A 20,239-nucleotide genomic window follows, 5' to 3' on the forward strand; every position below is an offset into this window, starting at 1 on the left:
GGTCAGGCACCCCATTCGACCCGCACGGGCTCACGAGCCGTGGCGAGGGCGCCGTCGAAGTCGGCGAGGCGTTCGGCGAGGGTGGTGGTTGCGATGCGGACGGGGAGTGCCGCCGAGAACTTCAGGCCGCGGACGGCTCGTGGGTCGACGGCGGGCAGGGTGAGGGAGTCGGGCAGTTCAGCGCGGGCGGTCTTCCAGTCCATGGGGGAGAGGTCTTGGCGGAGCCGGACGTGGCTGTCGGTGGGGCGTTGTACGGGGTCAGCGAGGTTGCCGAGGGAGGCTGCGAGGGTGGCGTTGGCGCGATAGCCAGCCCAGGTCCACCAGCGGGTGGCGTCGGCGTCGCGGACCAGCAGGGTGCCCGCGGGGTGCACTTCGTAGGGTGCGCGGTCGGTGCGCAGTTCGGCGAGGGCGGCGGTGGCGCGTCGGGTGAGGCGGACATCCGGGTCGGTGCCCAGGAGCACGTCGCGCATGGCGCGAGTGAGTGTGTACGACAGGCCGCGGGCTTCGCTGCCCTGCCATTTGGCGACGCCGCCGTCCTCGACGGGTTCGACGAAGGCGCGGCGTCGGGCCCAGTCGATGAAGGTGACCTGCCAGCTACGGCCGGCCAGCAGCAGGCGGCGCGGGACTTGGCGTTCTTCGGTGAGGACGGTGGGGTCGATGGTGCCAATCTCGGTGCGTCCAGCGAGCACGGTGAACTCGGGGGGTGCGGTGAAGGAGGCGGTCAGTTCCATGAAGTGCTGTCGGCCGAAGTGTTTCTCGGCCTCGGGGCCGATGAACAGCATGCCGCCGTCGCTGTCGAGGAAGCCGCCGTCGACCAGGTGCGACAGGAGGGGGGCGGCGGAGCGGTCGAAGGGGGCGAGGCCGTTCCATTGTTCGGGCCACAGGCGGTCGCCGATGCGGTGTTCCTGCAGGGTGACGGCGAGGAGTTGCTGTGCGATCAAGTGGCGGGGCGACGGCGGCGGGGTCACCGGTTCGACCCAGCCGCGGGCCCACAGGGTGAGCAGGCCAGCGGCTTGGAGCAGCGCGTCGGGGCGGGTGGTGAGGAACAGGCAGTTGCGGGTGGTTCCAGTGCGCCGTCCGGTGCGGCCGATGCGCTGAAGGAAGGAGGCCACTGTGCTGGGTGAGTCGATCTGGATGACGCGGTCAAGATCGCCGACATCGATTCCGAGTTCGAGGGTGGAGGTGGAGACGATGACGCAGTCGCGGGCTTCGGCGAATGCTTGCTCGGAGCGTGCGCGTTCGTCGGTGGAGAGGGAGGCGTGCGAGAGGAACACGGTGACGTCGCGGGCTCGTAGAGCCGCACCGAGTTCTTCTACCTGCTTGCGGGAGTCGCAAAACACGAGCCGCTTTTCGCCCAGGTGCAGGGCGGAGATCACCCTGGCGGCGTTGGCGAGGGATCCGACGTAGTCGAGCTCTACTTCTCCTGCGGGGCGCGGGAGGTCTCCGGAGCCGGCTGTAGTGCTGCCGGTGGTGGCGGGCAGGGTGATGCCGGGGGCGACGACCCGGCCGCGGCGGTCGGCGGGGTTTGCGCCCTGGAGCCAGGTGAGCAGGGTGTCGGGGTTGCCGACCGTGGCGGAGAGGCCGATGCGCTGGATGCGTTGGCCGGCCAGTCGCTCCAGGCGTTCGAGTACGGCGAGCAGGTGCCAGCCTCGGTCGTCCCCGGCGAAAGCGTGCACCTCGTCGACGACCACGGCGCGCACACGGCCCAGCATGTGCGTGTGGTCGGTCTTGACGCTGATGAGTATCGCTTCGAGAGACTCGGGTGTCGTGAGCAGGAAGTCAGGGGAATCGGTGCGGATGCGGCGGCGTACGGACTCAGGCGTGTCGCCGTGCCAGAGCGCGGCTCGGCGCCCCAGCCACTGGGCGTAGCCGTCGACCCGGTGCACCAGGTTGTTCAGGAGCGCCTTGAGCGGGGCCAGGTAGAGCACGGAGGTGCCGGTCCAGCGCTTCTCCCGCATGGCGGATAGCAGGGGGAAGGTAGCAGCCTCCGTCTTCCCGCCTGCCGTCGGGGCGAGCAGGATCGCGTCCGCGCCGTCCATCAGCGGATGCACGGCAGCCTTCTGCAGGGGGCGCAGATCGGGCCATCCGAGCGTGTTGACGATGTGGTGCAGGACGACCGGGTCGAGGCGTTCCACCGGGTCGGTGCCGCGCGGCTGATCCTGCACTTCTGTGACTCCTGCACTGGTCCGTCAGAGTTCGGGACTTCGGGAATTAGGCTTTCAGAGCTCGAGTTCGAGATCGTCAGCCGAGGCCACCAGCGAGGGAGCGGCGAAGTTCCGTTCACTGGCGGTGAGGTCGCCGCTTCCCACCGTGAGCTTGTAGTGCGTGCGCGGGTCGAAGTCGGAGAACTGGTCGATCCGATCGAGTACGTCTCCGACCAGCTTCTTCAGGTACAGCCGCGGTGCTACTCCGACCTTTCCACCGAGGGCGCCGCCCACAGCCCGTGCCAGGTCCGCCAGATAGGCGTCGTCGGCGAGGTGCGTGATCCGGTCGGGAGACTGGGAGCCTTCGACGTACAGGTCACGGATGGTGGCACCCAGGCCGGTCAGTGATTCCATGGTGAATCCGGGAAGCCGGATTTGGATGGCCCGAGGGTTGTCGAAGCGGGGGTCGGTGGTGAAGTCGGTGGCGAGGCGCTGGGCGAGCGGTGCGAGTCGTTGTACACCCTGCTGTCCGTCGTAGAAGGCGGGCGTGCCGGTGATGACGAGGTACAGGCCGGGGAAGCGGCCGGAATGGACCTCGTCGATGAGCTGCCGCAGCGCGTTGAGTGCCTTGTCGCGGGCATCGGAGCGGACCCGTTGCAGGGTCTCTACCTCGTCCAGGACGAGGATGAGTCCGGCGTGTCCAGCGTCCCGGAGCACGGTGAGCAGGCCCTGCAGGAAGCCGAAGGCGCCGAAGTGGTCCAGGTCGCCACGGACTCCTGCGCTACGTCGGGCGGCTGCGGCGACGTGTGGCTGGCCGCCGAGCCAGGCCATGACCGCCGCGGCGGTGCCCTCGTCTCCGGCGTCCAGGGATTGCTTGTATCCGCGCAGGGCGGTGGCGAAGGCGGGGGCGTGCCGGGACACCTCGGCAAGGCGGCCGGTGAGCAGCTTCTCCACGGCCTGCGGCAGCTCGTTCTCGCTCGCGCCGTCGGCGAGTGCGTCTTCCTCCAGCGCGTAGAACCAGGCGTCGACGACCGGCCGCAGGGCGCTGGGCGGGAAGCTCGCGGTGGTCAGGCGTTCGGTGAGTCGCCGGTAGACGGTCTCCAGCTTGTGCAGGGGGGTCTCGGTCTCCGACACCTGTACTTCGGCTACGGCGAAGGTGCGTCGTTTGGCGCGTTCTCCGAGCCAGCGGGTGAAGAAGGTCTTGCCGGATCCGTACTCGCCGCGCACGGCCTTGAACACCGAGCCGCCGGCGGCGACGGTGTCCAGTTCCTCGTCAACTGCCCGCTCGAAGCGGCCTAGGCCGGTGGCGAGCAGGTCGAGGCCGCTCTCGGGGACGGCGCCGCGCCGCAGCGCGTCCACTACGGCGCGCCGTCGAACGGCCCCGACCGGGGTGGCGGCCCCGGCCGCTGAAGATCCAAACGCGTTCACCCGAACAGTCTCCCATTCGACCGCTCACCTGGCCGGACACCGGTGCGGACGCCCGGCCGCGGACACGCGGACCGGGCGGGTCGGGAAGCCGGCCCGCCCGTCGCAGCCGCAGTACGCCGGTTCACAGCCCGAACTGCTCGATCAGCTGGGCGCGATGCAGGCGCAGGGTGCGGTTGTCGGGGAGGATCTCCAGGATCTGAGCCCCGTCGTAGTTGAGAACCTGAGCCAGGGTCGCAGCGAAGCCGGGGGCACGGGTGGCGGGCTGGCCCGCCCGTTCGGCAAGAGCGGTCATCGGCAGGGTGCCGGCCTCGATGAGCGCGGCCAGCGCCTTCGGGAGGACGGTCTTGTCGCGTGGCTTACGAGCGAGCAGGTCTAGCTGTGCCTGATACAGCTCGGTGGCCATGAGGCGCCCGACCAGGGCGACAGCAGGGTCTTCGGACTGGTCGGAGGAGATTGTGATCTCAGGCTCGGCCGCGGAGTCGACGGGTTCCTGCGGTGCGGGGGGCGCCACCTCGTCCTCGCCGAACAAACTGATAGCGCCCTCGGGCACGGGCGGGGCGGCCTTCCTGTCATGCTTGCGGCGCGGGCTCTGCACGGAGGCATCGGGCACGGCACCAGCGTCAGCTTCGTTCTTGGCGCCGGCCTCGACTGCAGCACCGCCCTCGGCGTCCTCCAACCACCAGGAGGGTGTCGGGTCGCCCAGTTCTCGCCATCTGGTCGGCGGCTCGGCACCGAAGGGCAGCAGGGCGAGCAGCGGGATGGTGAACTCGGCGAGGGTCGCCCCGCCGTGGTAGCCCGCCTTGAGCGCGGTGTACCGCGTGTCGTGGTCTCGCAGCGCGACGATCCGCGATCCGGGCTCCGGCCAGACAACCCGTGGTCCGGACAGCTCGATCTCGGCCGGTGTGACGGGTCCGCCGGGGGTGCGGTGACGGGCCGACCCTATGGTGCTGCCAGCCGCGTCGATCTTGTTGCCGCGCCGCTCAATCACATGGCCGTGGTCGGAGGTGAGGAGCACGGTCATGCCGTTCGCGCGAGCGGCCCGCAGCAGCGGGTCCAGGCCGGCGATCTCCTTGGTCTGCCATGCGCCGTCGCCGAGTTTCTGCTCCTTAGCGAGGCGGTCGTCGACGGTGTTGAGGACGACCGCGACATGGATGCGTTCGTCGGCGAGGGCTTCGGTGAGGGCGGTTGAGAAGGGCGAGCCGGTGTCGGGGCCGCGCAGGTCGTCCTTGTGGAAGACGGCCGCCGGGGCTCCGTTCCAGCAGGGGTGCTGGGGGAAGAGCCGTTTCTCGTCGCTCTGGTCGCCCTTCATCAGGGTGCCCGCGAACAACGAGGTGCGGGACACGGCGGTGAGAGTGGGCAGCGCGGCGGCCACGGCACGCCGGACGGGCGCTCCGGTCGCCTCGGGCAGCGGGTCGAACTCCGCCCACTGGCCGCGCAGTTCTTCGCCGACTTCGGCTGCTATCGCCGCGCTCATCCCGTCGACGAGGAGGAGCAGGACCCGTCGGCCAGGGCAGGCCACGACGGGTGCGACGACACGGTTCAAGAAGCTCTCCACGGTGAGCATGGCGCCGGGGGCGGTGCCGTCCGCGGTCCACACCGCGAGCCGCTCGGAGAACGCGCGGTCAATCTGGCGGCGCTTGTCCCGCGCCTGGGCGCCGATCCGGCTGTACGCGTCGGCGAGTTGCTCGTCCGAGTCGCCGCCCGCTTCCAGGTGCTCCAGGGCCCGGTCCACCCAGCCAAGTTCGCGGATCTGGCGGGCGGTGCCGTCGGCTACCGAGGCGACATCGGCCTCAAACGGGCCGACGAGCCACTGCCGCAGCCGCGCCGCCATGCGCACCCGCTCGATACGGGCCCTGGTGGCGCCATCGGCGGCCAGGGCGTGGTCGGCTAGCGCGGTGACGGCGGCTGTGACCGTCTCGGTGTCGCCGTCGGCGAGGGCGCGGCCCGCCGCGGTGAAGCGGGCATCGAGCCCGGCCGAAAGCAGCGGGCTGGCAGCAGCAGCGGCCTGTGCACCAAACTGAGCGACGAGCTGTGCGGCCCGGGTAAGGACCGGGTCGGCGAGCCGGTGCTCGACCCGGTCGACGAGGCCGCGGACGTACGCCTCGCCGCTGTGTCCGAAGGAGGCCAGAAGTCTGTCGAGGTCGTCGCCCTGAGCGGGCGGCAGTTCGCCGAGCCACCGCTCGGCGCGCCCCCGCACCCGATACAGGTCGTGGTCGGCCTCTGCGTGCCCCCATAGGGCGGCGCAGACGACCGCGTACGCGGCTGCGTCCGCTCCGTGCTCGGCGTCCACCAAGGCGGTGATGATCTTGCCGGTGGATCCGCCCTGTTCGGGTTCGGCAAGGAAGCGGGCTAGGCCGGCCCGTTCTGGTCCGCGCAGGTCGCGCAGAAGGTCGGGCCCGCCAGGGGCGAGAGTCCATCGGAACAGCGCAACGGGGTCGATGCGGTCTCCGTCGGCATGTCCGGCTGGCCCCCCAAGCCCGTCAGCGTCGTGGCGGCCGAGCCTGAGCCGACGCCTGGCCAGCCGGGTGAGTGCCTCGTCGCGGGAGAGCACTCCCTTGCCCAGCGAAGGCCAGCCGCGGGTCGCCGCCGCATCGAGGAGCGCTTCGGCCGCCCAGGTCTCGCCGCGCAGCCGCCCGTCGAGGCCGCGCGCGTCGAACGCCTCCTGCACAACCTCCCAGTTGTCGACCGACCGGATCCTTCCTCCGTAGACGCGGGCGAGCAGCCCGGGGTCAAGATCGGTGTCTTCGCGGTCGGTAAGGACGACCAGGACCTTGGGGTCGGGCTGAGTTGCCGCGTCGAGGTGGCCCAGGATCTGCTCGTGTACGGCGAGCACCGAGGGCGCGACGGCCACCCGCGCCCGCAGCCCGCCCGCCGTCTGCTGCACGGCGGGCCCGTCCCAGGCGGGATCTGCCCGCAGCAGCAGGACGCGGACCGTGCCGTCGCCGAGCCGGCTGCGGGCCGCCAGGTACTGGCGGACGGTTCCTGCGGGCAGCCGGGCGGGACCGGTGGTCGCGGCCGCTGTGGTGAGTGTGTCGGACATCAGTCAACGACCTTCCAGACGACCTCGACCGTGGCGTTGGGGTTCTCGGCCGCGAGCGCCGCGATCTCCGCCTGCAGCTCAGCGGCGGCCCGTGCAGCGGTGGTTCGCCCGCCGCCGGAGCGGGCCACGGCCCGCGACGGCGTACGGGGCCCCGGCTGCGCCACCGGCTTCGGCAGCAGCTGCGGGTGGGCGGAGCCGCCGTTCAGGTCCACGCCGTCGGAACTCGGCATCGGGGTGGCGGTCGATTGCGGACGCTCGGCCGCACCCTGCCGGGACCTCAGCAGGGACAGCACTTCCCGGCCGCCGGCAGTCAGCACTCCAGGCAGGTCGGGGTAGTCACCCGGATCGCCAGCGGCGGCATCCCGCACCCGCTCCAGGACGGCTGCGCCGTCCACACCGAGGGTGTCGGCCAGGCCCAACTGGTCCCAGCTGGTGTTCTGCAGCGCGGCGGCCACCTTCCTGGCGCTCTTGAGGGACATGGCGTAGCGGTGTGAGGTGAAGTCGCCGAGGTCGAAGCGTGCGAGCCGGTCAACAACGGTCTTGGCCTCGATGCCGGTCTCCGTCACCGACTTCACCAGCTCCTGCGCCCGCCTGGCGAGGACGAGGCGGGGGGAGTCGTCGTCGAGGCGCAGGAAGGAACGGTGCTTCTCCAGTTCCCCGACGAGCCGCCCGGCGTCCTGGGCGAGTGCTGCGGCGGCCTGCTTGATCTGTCCGGCGAACTGGTTGACGATCCGCCCGCGACGCAGTTGCGGCGCTCGGTCCCCGAGGATGCTCTCGTACCGCTTGCGCGCCTCGATCCAGTCTTCCTCACTGGGCAGGGGCTGCTCGCGCAGGGCGTAGTCCCGCTTCAGCTCGTGCGGTGCGGGCGCGGGTTCGACGGGCACTCCGCCGCGCACCCACACCCGGTCGGTCGTCTCCGCGTAGGCGGCAGCGAGCAGCCGGCGCAGCGGCTCGGGCAGTCCGCGCGAGTCAGGAAGGTCACTCCAGTCGGAGAGCTTGACCAGGGTCGGTTCGGCGGTGCCGTCCCGGCGGGCCTGGCTGGTGAAGTGGTCGGGCCAGGCGGTGGACTGCCGGTAGTACGCCTCCCGCATGGTGCCCAGGCCGAGGCCACCCGCGATCCGCGCCATGGTCTTGCGGTCCTTGCCGTCGACCTCGACCTGTCCATCGCGGTCCTCGGCAGCCTTGCGTACGTACTCGAAGACGGTCCTGATCTCGGCCTGCTTCACGGGCTTGCCCGTGCCGTCGGAGTCCAGGTCGGGGTGAGCGGGGTACTGGTGGGCGAGCAGCTTTCCAGCCAGCTCGCGGGCTGCGACATCCAGCGGCGCGCCGAGCGGAAGCCGAAGCTCAGGCACGTCCTGCTGAGCGACCAGGTGGGTGTCGAAGCCCAGATCGACAACCCCTTCCTGCTTCTGCGCGAGCCCGTACGCCTGCCGCAGCCCCTGGGTGACGCGCTCGGTGAGGATGTCCCGCTGCGACTGCAGCATGCTCTTGGCGCGCGCCTTGTCGTCGGCGTTGAGGCTGCGTGCGAAATCGGAGTCGAAGCGGGCCTCGTCGGCGAGCGCCTTATCGATGACGACGAGACGCTCGAAGTCACTGCGGGAGGCATCGGTCAGGTGGGTGGGCAGCCAGGCCAGAGTGCGCGAGTCGCCGCCCGGCTTCTCCCGCAGGGCACGCAGCCGCTGCAGGTCGTCCATCGGACCGAACTCACCCTCGTCGTAAGAGAAATCGACGACGAGCCGCCAGGCGTCCTCCTGACTGGGCCGCAAGGTCGCCTCAGACAGCGAATCGACGTCGGCTACGTTGCCGAAAACCACCTCGACCTGTCGCTCGGTGCCCTTCCACACCAGGTCGAGCACGTCGTACGCGTCGAAACCGCCAGGCCCGTCACCGACTCCGAGCGCGCCCTTGAGCAGGCTGCGCATCTTGGCACGCCGGTTGCCCAGGTTGTTGTGGACCTGAGCATTGGCGAGGACAGCGTCCAGGTCGACGCCCGTGAGCTCCAGGCGGACCACCGCACCCGGCCCGGTACCGATGACCTTGATCTCCGGGAAGGTCGCCGCCCACTCCTTCGCCTTCTGCGCGAGCCGGCCGACCTCGGTGCCCGCGATGCGGGTGGTGATGGAACCATGGTTGAGGGCGTGCAACCGCGCCAGGGTGAGGTCGGCGAGCGCGGGCACACTGGGCGCGAGCGCGGAGAGCAGCAGTGTCTGCAGGAGTCGACTGTCGCCGGTGAAGTCGCGGCAGCGGGCTGCGAGCTGAGGGTCGCCGAGGGCGTCAGGACGGCGTCGGTACGCCTCGACCTGGTCCTCGGTGACCTGGTTGGTCTTCAGCAGGTACGGGCGGAGCTTGTCACGATACAGCTTGTCGGCGGCCTCGAAGTGGACATTGGTCTCCCCGCTGAACGCCTTGTCGCCGCCGCCCGCGATCGCCGGATACAGGTCGCCGAGCGGCACCAGCTGCCCGAGCCGCCAGTCGTCGCGGTGGTCGACAAGCAGCTGGCTCATCAACTTCAGGCCGGTGCGGGAGCGCTGCAGCGCGGCGGAGATGTGCACCAGGGTGTCCATGAACGCCGGCGGGAACGGGTACGTCCGCCGGAACGCGTCCTCGTCCGCTCCGGTGGTGGACTTGTCGTGGCCGAGCAGGGTGTCCCACACGTCCGGGCCGAGTTTCTTGGCCTCGACGAACGCCGCCTCCACCTTCGACTCGGCCTCGGGGGTGGCGGGCTGGAGAAGGCGGGCCTGCGCGATCTGGGGGAGGTTACGGTCCTCCAGGACGACCTTGTCGAATCGCCCGCCGCTGAGCTTCAGACTGTCCTGCACAGCGGCCTCGGCGGCCCCCGACATCTCCTCGCCGACCAGCTCACGCAGGTCGCGCTGGCGGGCGATGAACGACACCACTGGGATAGCTCGCCGCTCGTCGCCGCCCTCCACAAAGTTCGTGATCTTGTCGGCTTCGCGTGAGACGAACCTCTGGTCGTGGATGCGGGAGGCCAGCCACAGGATCAGCTCATCCATGAAGAGGACGAGCCCGTCGTAGCCGAGGGACTTGGCGTGCGCGGCGATGATCCCGAGCCCCTTGTCCAGGGAAACGAACCCGTCGGCGTCCTCGGAGGCGTTGCGTGAGAACGACGGGAACAGGGTCTGGGTCAGATCCTGCACGAGACGGGCCCGCAGTTCCCGCGGCGTGGAGGGGTTCTCCAGGTCGAGATCCTTGGTGTTCTCGTGCTCCTCCGGCGCGTTCACCGCCTGGTCCAGCAGCTCGGTGGTCCAGGCGAAGGAGTCGCCCCACTCGTCCATCTGGCCGTCGCCGGCGTCAGCAAGCTGCTCGATCACCCGATCATCACCGTTGCGCCGGCGCTGCTCTGCGAAGTCCTCGAAGAGCCCGTCGGTCCGATAGACCTGCGGCAGCGGGCAGTCGGGGTGCAGTTTGCGTACGTGCTCCACGTACTTGCCGAGCACACGCTGCTCCAGGGACTTGGAGCCCAGCATGTGGTACGGCACCAGCAGGAACTTGCGTCCGTCCGCGTCCAGCCAGGAGTGCCGGGCCCGTACTGGGTCGAGGTCGCCGCGCGCCCGGGCTGCCTGGTTCCCCGACAGCAGCGCGTAGAGCACCGCCATGAAGTGGGACTTACCGGAACCGAACGAGCCATGCAGGTAAGCCGCCTTCGAGGAGCGGCTGTCAAGCGCAGACTTGATCAGGTCGAGGGCCTCATCGAAGTTGCCGAGCAGCCGGTCGGTGACAACGTAGTCCTTCAGCGCCGCCTCGGCCCCCTCAGGGGTGACCGCCTCGTTCAGCTTCAGCACGAAGTCGGAGGTGGACACCGACTCCGGGATATCAATCAACTCCCGCAACAGCGGCCGGTCCTCGGGGCGAGAGTTGTTCCTGCTCATGAATGCCATGGTGTCTTTAGCTCCTCGCCCTGCTCAGTCGGACTCTGCGCCGGGGGTGCCATCGGTGACGTTGTCCGGGGCGGACATCTGGACGGCTGCCTTCGCGCCCGTTCGCTTCTTGGGCGCGGCCGCCTTACTCGCGCCCCCTCGGGTGGCGACGGCCGGGCGCCAGGCCCGCAGCGCGTCGTCGGTCAGCCCGAGCTCGCCCTGCTTCTGCTGCCGGAACGCCAGGATCTCGGCGGCCGGCGACGCCCCGAATTCCGGGTCGTACTCGCCGTACCACTGCTCCAGCCACGGTTGCAGCTCAAGCAGTCCGGCCAGGTACGGCACGAGCTCGTCGTCACCGAGACCGGCTTGCTGAATGTACGAGGCGAGCGCGAGGGCCTGCTCCAGGTGGTCCCAGCCAGCCCACCCGTACAGCTCCGGCAACTGCGCGTTGACCGTGCCGTACGACACGAACCGCTCCTTGGGCACATCCAGCTTGCCGCGCGCACGCCAGTAGCTCGGCTTCAGGAAGTCCGCCGAAGTGTACTTAGGCGGCACGGGCGTCCTCTCACGGACCTTTCTCTTGGCGGGCTCGTCGGGCGCGGCGTCCTCCTCCCGCTGCAACTTCCACACCTGCTCCCAGTCGGCACGCTTCTTCATTCCGGCTGGCTTGTACCGCAGCGCGGACACGAACGGCACGTGCTCCTCAGACAGCAGCTCTCGCACGGTCCTCGCGAGGTCCTGCCGGGGCGCGTACAGCTCGGCGACGGACGTGAAGTCCTCGTCGGCGGAGAGGTTCTCGGCGAGGCGGGCAAGGGTGGTGACGGTGGGGTTGCCGTTGGCGTCAAACCAGTACGCGCGGTCCTCGACCCGGTCGAGCAGCCAGGACTTCAACGCCCTCTGCCGCATCGCGTCCCAACCCTCGGTGGCCCAGCGCCGCTTGTACTCGGAGCGCTCCACCATGCCGATAGCGCGGTTCGACTCAATGACGTCGATGCGTTTCTGCACAAGTGCCTGGTACTCGGCGGGCCAGTGGGAGGGGATCTCGGTGATCGGGTTGGAGCCGTGCCGTTTGAACCACACCTCATTGACCTCGCCAGCTGCCACCCGGCGCGCGAGCACGATCTCGAAGGCCCGCTCGCCGAGGCAGAGTTCGGGGGGGTCGGTCACGTCGGGCAGACGCAGGCTCTCGGGGTGCAGGTCGTAGAGGGAGTACACCTGCCAGTCCAGCTCCTCCTGCAGCGCGATCATGCGGCCGCGGGTGGCGTTGTAGCGGTCCTGGGCTTTGCGGAGCGCGGCGGCGGTGGGGGCGGTCTTGGCCGAGAGGGCGGCGGGCGTTGTGGCCGAGAGCTGCTGCGCGAGGGCGTCGAGCTCGGTGGCGAGGGCGGTGGGGTATTCGGCGGGGAGAGGGAATTCCTGGAGCTTGGTGCCGGTGAACTCATAAAAGCGTTCCCACTCGTCATGCATGAACCCACCGGTGCCTGACTGGCTACCCTTATCGTGGCTCACCATCTTGAGCCAGAACCCAGCCGTGGAGCTGTTGAGCAACCCAAGCAGCGCCAGATGCTCTTCCGCTGTGGCGTCCTCACGGAGCTTGATTACCTGCGCCGAGTCCTTCACGGGGAGCCGGCCGGTCTGGAGGTAGAAGTGATTATGCGTCGCAACTTTTGCGTAAACGATCAACTTTTGCGCCTTGACGCGTGAGCCGTAAACCTCACGCCATGAAATCCAAGGAATTCTCCTGTCTAGCATCGTGATACTGAAGCGCTTGCGAAGTTCCAGTACGTGACGCAGTGGCCACATGAAGCGCAGCAAGTCCTCGATCTCTGCACCTTCGAGGAGCTTCATATCCTGGTCGTACGGGCTGGTGAGCCAGGTCGCGCCGGCGAGTCCCCAATCCCGTACCTCATCGCCATTGGCGACAGCGGTGGGCCTGGCACCTCGTTGGCGGGCGGCAGCAGTGTTCACCGAGCCAAAGGCGTTGTCCTCGCCAGTAACGATAGACAGGCCGAGTTCTTGTGACGCAGTTCGCAGCCGCTTTCCCGTGCTGTCGACGATCTTCAGGATGTCTGGTGCAGCACCTCCTGTCAGACTCCATGGATGCTTTGACAGGTCGTCACGCTGCGTGTCGCTAACGCTGATCCAGTCGCTCTCGGAGTCCGGGAAGTCGGTCTGTTGAGTGATAGCCCGCCAGACGAGTCCATCCTCCGCCTTCTCCGGAGCCGCTGGCTCCCCCTGAACGCTCCGGACCGTGCGGATGGTGGCCCGGCGAGCGCCCGTGTAATCCAGCGGGCGGCCGACGAGGATAACCGTCGGCGTCCCATGCCCCGGGATGTACGCCCCCGACGTATCGATGACTTCTGTCAGTTCGACCTGGTCCCGGAAGAAGCTCTCGATCAGCTTCGTCCCGAACTCCCTCTTCATGAACGAGTTCGCCGTGATCTGGCCGACCATGCCGTAGCCGAGCCCGGACTTCTCCTCGCCCCGAACCGCAAGCTCGAAAAAGCGCTGCGCGAACGGGACCGACAGCGCGTACGTACCCGCGCACGCGTCGTACAGCTGGCGATACAGCTCGTTAAGTGTTTTGTCCTTGACTGTGATGTACGGAGGATTCCCCACGACCACGTGGTAGCGGCCCTGGTTCAGGATCTGCGGGTACTCGAACACGTCCTCCGTGCTCAGCGCGTAGTACGGGTCTTCGGCGTCGCCCGATTTCGCATTGTCGCCAAGGCTCAGCTGCTCGTCGCCGAAGATTCCCTCCTGCCGGTGCTCCGTCGGCAGCAGCGAGTCACCTACCGCGAGCTGGATCGGCCACTCGTACTGCCGCGCCTCTGCGAACGTCCGCATGCCGCTCGAAGCCATCGCCGCGACCAGCAGCCGGAAGCGGGCCACCGCAACCGCGAACGGGTTGAGGTCCACCCCATGCACGGACTCCAACGCTGCCCGCACCCGTTCGTACGGGCCGATTTCGGGTCGCTGCGACGCCCACATCCGTACCAGCCGCTGGAACGCCCCGAGCACGAAGTGCCCCGACCCACATGTCGGATCGATCATCTTCAGCTCTTCGAAGCTGAACTCCCGCACTGCCGGGGTCATAGTCCGGTCGAGGATGAACTCCTCAACGAACTCCGGGGTTTGCAGCAGCGCGTACGTCTTGCGGGCCGCCTCGCTCAGATCCTGGTACAGGTCGCCGAGAAACCGGGTGTCCCAGCCCTCGGTGCCGTCCTCGCTCAGCGGGTCGCTGAAGTCGTGTACGAGAACAGGGCCGCCGACACCGCAGTCGCCGTCCCCGCCAAGCTCTCCCTCGCCGACGCGCTGCTCCCGCCAGAACGCGAGCAGCGCGCCCGCCCCGTCGTGTGAAAGCGGGATCTGGTAGAGCGGGTTGTGGTAGCGGTCGAAGAGCAGCCGCCCGGCCTGCCCGGCGCCCAGCTCTGCGAACGCCGTCTCCAGCCACCCTCGGTACGTCGGGTCGGTGTCCTTCTCCAGGTACTCCTCGTATCGCGCCTGGGCGGTCTCCCGCCCCGCCACGTCGGGGGAGGTAATGTACGGCTCGGCGATCAGCCGGTTGTCCTCGCTGAAGCGGACGAAGACCGTGCCGAGTACCCACGCCACCGCGACCTGGGTGATCCGCTCGCCGAGCCAGGCGTTCCAGGTCGCCGCCGTACGGCCCAGCTTCCGGGCCTGCTCATACTCGCCGCACAGCCGCGACTCGACCTCGGGGACGGCATTGACCTGCTGCTCAAGGTCGGTCTCTGCCGCCTTGACCTGCTTCTGCAGGTCGGCGAGGAGGCTCTTGCGGTCGATCACTAACGGCTCCTGTGGAGAAATGGGAGAGGGCGGATCAGGTCAGAAGGGAGAAGCGGGTCAGGCGTCCGGCGCGAGGTGTTTGCGCGCGACCCAGGCGTCGGGCACGACGATCCACTCGTCGAATCCTGCCTGGTACGGCACGCTCTGCCCTGCCAGCCGCGGCGCCCGCGCCGGGTCCGACTGTGCGACGAGCAGCCACAGCGGGTTGCCGCCCTGCCGCGCTTCCTCCGCGAGCCGGCCGAGCAGGTCGAGCGCGTCGTACCGGGCGAGCACTGCGGTGTCGGTGAGGAGCAGCGGACCGTGGCCCTCCGCCAGCGTCTCTCGCAGCCGCGGTTCGATGCGCCCCCACGCCTTGTCGGTACGGATGCGCAGCTGCTGGTGGGCCCGGCTGCCCGGTTCGGCAGCGTCCGCCTTGAGGACGGTCTCCCAGGTTGGACGGGCCGACTCGCTGACCAAGCCGCGCAGTTCGTCCACGAAGAGTCCGGTCAGCGACACCGGCCGTGCCCCGTACGGCTCGACGGCCAGCCGCCGCACCGCGTCCTCGGCGCGCCTCTGGGGCAAAGTCAGTACTCGGAAGCCGTCCTGCCGCGCCGAGTGCGCGAGCCGCTGCTCGGCCTTGATGGCAGCGGCGACGGCAGTGTCCGCGTCGTACTGTGTAGGGGCGGAGCGGCGCGCCGCCGACGCGCCCCAGCTCGCCGAGGTCAGCCCGGCGGTGGCGTCCCCGGACGGGCGGTCCGGGATGAGGCGGAGCACCTTGTCGTAGCGGGTGGCCAGCTTCAGCTCGAAGCCGGCCTGCTTCAGGTCGCGTACCAAGGCGCTGCCCGTAGGCAGCTTGTGTGGAGCCAGCGGGTCCGTGCCCAGGTCAGGGAAGCGGGTGGCGACCCGCTTGTGCAGGGCATCCACCGACAAGCCCGGCTGCCGCTCCTCCTCAACGCCCGGCTGCACGGCGACCACACCGGCCTGGGTAATCCTCAGCGCGCGCACCAAGTCCAGGTCGCGCGGGTAGATCTCCAGTCGCGGGGTGAGGGCGGCTCGGGTGGAGGCTGCGACCGCGATCTCGGCGGTGCGCCGCTCGTCCCAACCCAGGCTGCCCGGCGGCCGTCGCACCGCGTCCAGCTCGGTGAGGACAGTGCTCGCCGTCGGCAGGGACTCCAGCTCCGCGAGCCGGTCGGCCCGCGCACCCAGGTTCAGCGCGTAGTCCTGCAGAGCAGGCAGCGTCGGGGTGTCCGGACCGTCCACTCCCTCCCGGACATCCAGTGCAAGCAGGCCCAGCACCGGATCGGCGCCCTTGGGCATCCGGGCATGGAAGTAGCGGAAAAGCGGCGGGGACTCGTTGTCGTAGCTGTCTCGCTCCACCACCGCACGCAGTAGCGACAGAGCGAGCGCCCGCCGGTCGCGCCGCTCCACATGCTGGGTGCCGCGCCGGGCGATCATCGCGTCGGCGAGCTCGATCACCGGGGTCACCCGGCCGCGCTCGGCAAGGAGCTCCACCACGTCCTCGCGCAATAGCCCAAGGGCGGCATCCTCGTACCAGCGCTCGCGCGCCTTCTTTACGATCTGCGGGATACGGCCCGCGGTCAGGCCCACGGCATCGGCGACGTCCCGCTGCCGGACCCACGCCAGACCCTCGGGCAGCTTGCCCGTCTCGTCAGGCAGCCGCAGCAGCAGCCGGATCGCTTCGCGCTCCTTGGCGTTGGAGCGGGCGTTGCCGCTAGATGGCTTCGGCACCAGACGAGCGGCAAGCGCGTCTAGGCTCAGTGCGCCGAGCAACTGCGGATCGGTGACGATTCCGCCGCCGGCGGCGACCGATTCCGCGACCGCCTGTTCCAGCTCGGTGATCTCCTGGCCAGCGGCCTTGCGGGCCTCCGCACTCAGTGGTGCCGGGGCCGCCTTGCCGAGGCGGAGATTCCACTCCTTCTGCCGGCGCTGGATCTCCTCTCGAGTACGCGAGCCCATACCCGGCGCGGTGAGGAATTTCCTCGCCGAGTACTCCAGTACGTCCCCGACGGTGTTCAGCCCCATGGCGAACAGCTGGGACTGCGCGGAGAGCGTCAGGCCCGCTACGGACAGAGGCGTCGTACGGTCGGCCCTGGCCGCCTGCTGATCACGAACCTGCTCAGCGGAGGCATCGTCGTCCTCCCGTCCGATCTGCGGCCCGACTTCCCGCGCGGTCACGGCGCTCTCCGCCGAACCGTGCCCGGAGCTTGGGGCCGTCGTCCGCTGCGCGTCGAGGAAGAGCGCCTGCCAGGCACGCTCCATCGGCTTCAGGTCCGAGAACCGGTCCTTCACGTCCCGTGCCAGAGCCTTACGGAAGAAGGCGACCAGCCCGTCACGTACCGCTGGTTCGAAGGCGTCGGCCGCGAACTGCGGGTACGGCCACTCCTTCGAGTCGGTCTGGCGGGCCGTAATCCCGCCGTCGCCCCATCGGGGCAGCTCGTTCGACGCCATCTCGTGCAACGTGACCGCCAGCGCGTACCGCTCGGCGTGCCCGTCGTACGAGCCGCGCGTGATGATCCCCAAGAACGGGTCGAGGTAGCCCTCGGTCCCCGCATCAATCTCCTTCGCCGGGTATCCGGCGAGCGAGAAGTCGATCAGCACCAGCTGTCGAGTGCCGTTGGGACGGATCCGGATCGCGATGTTGTCCGGCTTCAGGTCCCTATGCCAGATTCCTTCCGCCTCCAAGTGCTCCACCGCACCGAACAAGTACTTCCCGTACGCCTCCAACTGGTCCATGCCCAGGCGGCCGTTGTCCCGCAGTTGGCGGGCCACGGTGTCCTCACGCCGCCTCGGTCCCTTCCCGTCGCCGCGGTCCTGCTCCTTCAGCTCTCGGCTGTCGCCCACGTATTCGAGAGCGAGTACCCGACGACCCGCGAGAGTGATCGGCTGCCGCTCGTACAGTGCGATGATGCTGGAATCCCGGTGGATTCGACCCAGGACCACGGCTTCCCGGTCCAGAACCCCGTGTTTGGCCTCGCTCAACGCGACCTTCAGCACTGCCACCGGCAGGGTGCCGCTGCGTCGCGGCTCACCCGCGAGATCCCGCACCAGGAAAGCCCGCGAGGTCGAACCCGTGCCAAGCCGACGCACAACCTCCCAACGCCCGGCCAGTGCATCACCGGCCACCGCCTCCAGCGGGTCCTTCTCCGGCTCGCCCTGACCCTCGACCGTCTCCGATGCCGGGCTGCCGCCCCCGGCCGCACCTGCAGCCACGTTCCCGTCGGCGGAGTCCTTTTCGGTGAATGCCTGCTCGACGTACTCCAGCATTTCCAGGAAGTCATCGACTGTGGACAGACGTCGGCCCGGTTCGTACGCGGTGGACGCCTCCACCAAGTCATCGATGTCCGGGTTGAGTCCGTCAGCCAAGGCGCTTGGACGCAGGCTCTCACCGGCTTCCAAACGGGCCATGACCTCACTCTGGCTTGCACCTGGCGCCTGCCCGGTGACCAGCAGATACGTGAGGACACCGAGCCCGTATACATCGAGGCGCACCGGATCGGCCTTCGGAATTCTCAGCTCCGGCGCCAGATACGGATCAGCCTGCTCCGAGACGTGGAACCCGGACACATTAGTAGGAGCCAGGGTCAGGGGCCGGCCGCGGCTGGTGCTGTGGCCGCTGGCGATCTGCCAGTCCGCGATCTGCAGCCACGGCTGCAGCCAGCGCTGCTCCTCGCCGAGCTCCCGCCCGCGCGGGCCGCGGTCGCGCGGCACGACATGCACCGCGTGCGCCGACAGCGTGCGGTGGTGAACCCGTCGGGAGTGCGCGGAGCGCACCGTCTCGGCGAGCTGGCGCACCAGGGCGAGGCGCCCCTCCAGAACCAGTCGCTGCCCGTGCTCAACCAGGTAGTCATCCAGGCGCAGCGTCTCGGGGTGGTAGTCGAAGAGGATCGCCGGTCCGGCAGGGTGCCCCGACGGCAGATATGTCTTCAGCTGCACAGCTCCCGGGTGCCGGAACCGGCTGAGCACCATGGCTTCACGGGCGGCGGCCCGCTCCACCGAGCGGCGCTCGTCGTCGGATGCGCCACGCTCGCTGAGGAAGACCCGCACCCGCGCCAGATCGTGCAGCTGGGAGTGACGGCCCTGGTAGTCGGCCCAGGTGGGCCCGGAGTCGAAGGCTTTGGCGTCAAGGAGATAGCCGCCGACCTCGTACTGTCGGCGGATCGGTGCGATGCCCAGTCTCTTCAGGGCGGCGTCGACCTGGCGGGAGGTCTCGGCAGTGATCCGATGCCGGGCGTCGGACGGTGGCTCGGTCAGCATCTCCACCAGCTGCTTGACCGTGAACACGCCGTTCATGTCAGCGGCCGGAAGGTTCACCCGCAGCCTGTCGTCGGTGAAACAGACCGCCTCACCAACCCAGATCCTCGTGCGTGCCCCGGGACCGCGGGAACCGCCGTTGACCAGCCCCGACAGCTCCTTGGCCTTACGGTTCGCTAGGTGCAGGGGATTACCTTCCCGGCGCATGGTCCCGCCGGGCGTGGTCTGCACCCAGTCGTTGCCGCCGCCGTGCACCGAGCCGTGCCAGTCCTTCAGCTCGATGAGGAACACCCCGGCCGGTGCCGTCACCAGAAGATCGATCTCGCGTACGTGACCGCTGGCCGCGGTGAACGTGAAGTTCGACCAGGCGCGCCACGGCTCCTCGTCCGGCAGACGCCGACGGATCGCTTCAAGACCGCGGCGCTCGTGCTCGTAATCGGACTCGGTGACCGTCGTCCACCGGCCTTCCCGCATGCCGCTCCCCGTCTGTGTCTGCTGGTGCGCGTACGCCTGCCGTATTCCTGTCGACGCGATCAGGATGGCGGGCTGAACCCTGGCAAAGAATCCTAAAGGGTGGGACTGACAGCGAGAGGTGGGGTCAGCTCACTACGGCAGAGCCTCGACAGGTCAGGTCCGATCTTGTCGCGGAGCGCGGATGCAGGCAGGGGTGAACATGGCGAGGAGGGCCTCGGCCCACGCTGGACCTGCCGGTGAAGGCGGACTAGAGCAGGTAGCGCCGGATCCCGATCACTGCCAGGAGAGCGTTCGAGGCACGCTGGCCCCACTCGGCGAACTCCTCGATGCTCCCAGGTCAGCGCGAAGACGACCGACACCACCCGCTTCCGTCCTCTGCTGGCACAGCTGGACCTTACCCGCACCGTCGTCGCCTTCGAGGGCTTGATTCGCTTTGACGGACACCAGACATCACGGTGATGCGGTGCCCGGCCACGCCGATGCTCTGAAGGCCCGCGGCGCCCTGGTACCAGGCGGCAGAGTCGGGGTCCTTGCGGCCGCTGTCGGAGCACCAGAAAAGCTGGAAGACCAACAATCGCAACCCAAAGGGCTCCTTCGACCCCCTCGACGGCGTCATCGTCCACCACACCGGCCCCTACACCACCGACGCTGGCATGGTCTCCTACTGCGTCACCAGCTCCAGCGCCCTGCCCGGCCCGCTCTGCCACGGCGTCATCGGCCGTGACGGCAAGGTCTACCTCGTCGGTTACGGCCGCGCCAACCACGCCGGCGACGGAGACAACGACGTGCTCAACGCCGACATAGCCGAGTCCTACGCCACCAACCCGCCCGCCACCAAGAAAGGCGAAGGCGACCCCGGCGCAGCCGACGGCAACAGCCACTTCTATGGTTTCGAATGCATCAACTCCGGCTCCGGCAAGGAACCCTGGCCCGAAAAGCAGCTCGACGCCATCACCCGCGCCTGCACCGCGCTGTGCCGGGCCCACGGCTGGACCGCCAAGTCGGTCATCGGCCACCTGGAGTGGAACGACCAGAAGTCCGACCCCAAGGGCTTCACCATGGCATCCATACGCGCCCGCGTCGCCGAGCGGCTCAAGCACCAGGCGAACTGGACGCCTACTCCGCCCCCGCCGGCCCCCAGCACGCCATCCCTGGAGGCACGCGTCGCCACGCTGGAGTAGCAGGTCGCCGACTACGCCAAGCGCATCGTCGCGCTGGAG

The 20,239-nt window shown here is 69.0% G+C and carries 7 protein-coding genes; 1 reads left to right on the plus strand and 6 read right to left on the minus strand.

What is annotated here, in order from left to right:
• Positions 1-2: 2 nt before the first annotated feature.
• The 6 genes from ACFWVC_RS28165 to pglW all read right to left on the minus strand — a co-directional run bounded on the left by ACFWVC_RS28165 (position 3) and on the right by pglW (position 19,019).
• Positions 3-2,165 (minus strand): DEAD/DEAH box helicase, encoded by a 2,163-nt coding sequence (locus ACFWVC_RS28165; RefSeq protein ID WP_384292525.1) that lies wholly within the window; start codon positions 2,163-2,165, stop codon positions 3-5.
• A gap of 54 nt (positions 2,166-2,219) precedes the next feature.
• Complete coding sequence (brxD, locus tag ACFWVC_RS28170) at positions 2,220-3,572, minus strand: BREX system ATP-binding protein BrxD (RefSeq protein WP_384292529.1); 1,353 nt, start codon at positions 3,570-3,572, stop codon at positions 2,220-2,222.
• A 121-nt stretch (positions 3,573-3,693) separates the two neighbouring features.
• Positions 3,694-6,612 carry a BREX-2 system phosphatase PglZ gene (gene pglZ / locus ACFWVC_RS28175; protein WP_384292534.1) on the minus strand — a complete coding sequence of 973 codons (2,919 nt, stop codon included), beginning with the start codon at positions 6,610-6,612 and terminating at the stop codon, positions 3,694-3,696.
• Positions 6,612-10,511: a phage resistance protein gene (locus ACFWVC_RS28180; protein ID WP_384292538.1), complete on the minus strand. Its 3,900-nt coding sequence runs from the start codon at positions 10,509-10,511 to the stop codon at positions 6,612-6,614. Before ACFWVC_RS28180 ends, pglZ begins: the two co-directional genes overlap by 1 nt.
• A 24-nt stretch (positions 10,512-10,535) precedes the next feature.
• On the minus strand, positions 10,536-14,294 hold the full coding sequence (pglX, locus tag ACFWVC_RS28185; protein WP_384292541.1) for a BREX-2 system adenine-specific DNA-methyltransferase PglX: 3,759 nt from the start codon (positions 14,292-14,294) through the stop codon (positions 10,536-10,538).
• A 57-nt stretch (positions 14,295-14,351) separates the two neighbouring features.
• Positions 14,352-19,019 carry a BREX system serine/threonine kinase PglW gene (pglW, locus tag ACFWVC_RS28190; protein ID WP_384292544.1) on the minus strand — a complete coding sequence of 1,556 codons (4,668 nt, stop codon included), beginning with the start codon at positions 19,017-19,019 and terminating at the stop codon, positions 14,352-14,354.
• Positions 19,020-19,549: 530 nt separating this feature from the next.
• Between pglW and ACFWVC_RS28195 the strand changes: the two genes are divergently transcribed.
• Positions 19,550-20,200 (plus strand): N-acetylmuramoyl-L-alanine amidase, encoded by a 651-nt coding sequence (locus tag ACFWVC_RS28195; RefSeq protein WP_384292547.1) that lies wholly within the window; start codon positions 19,550-19,552, stop codon positions 20,198-20,200.
• Positions 20,201-20,239: the final 39 nt, after the last annotated feature.

This window comes from Streptomyces sp. NPDC058691, from assembly GCF_042714775.1.
In the GTDB taxonomy this organism is placed as follows: Bacteria; Actinomycetota; Actinomycetes; order Streptomycetales; family Streptomycetaceae; genus Actinacidiphila.

Excerpts from the sequence above, each read along its gene's own strand:
- pglZ (WP_384292534.1), bottom strand. The coding sequence starts at position 6,612 with ATGTCCGACACACTCACCACAGCGGCCGCGACCACCGGTCCCGCCCGG.
- ACFWVC_RS28180 (WP_384292538.1), bottom strand. The coding sequence starts at position 10,511 with ATGGCATTCATGAGCAGGAACAACTCTCGCCCCGAGGACCGGCCGCTG.
- pglW (WP_384292544.1), bottom strand. The coding sequence starts at position 19,019 with ATGCGGGAAGGCCGGTGGACGACGGTCACCGAGTCCGATTACGAGCAC.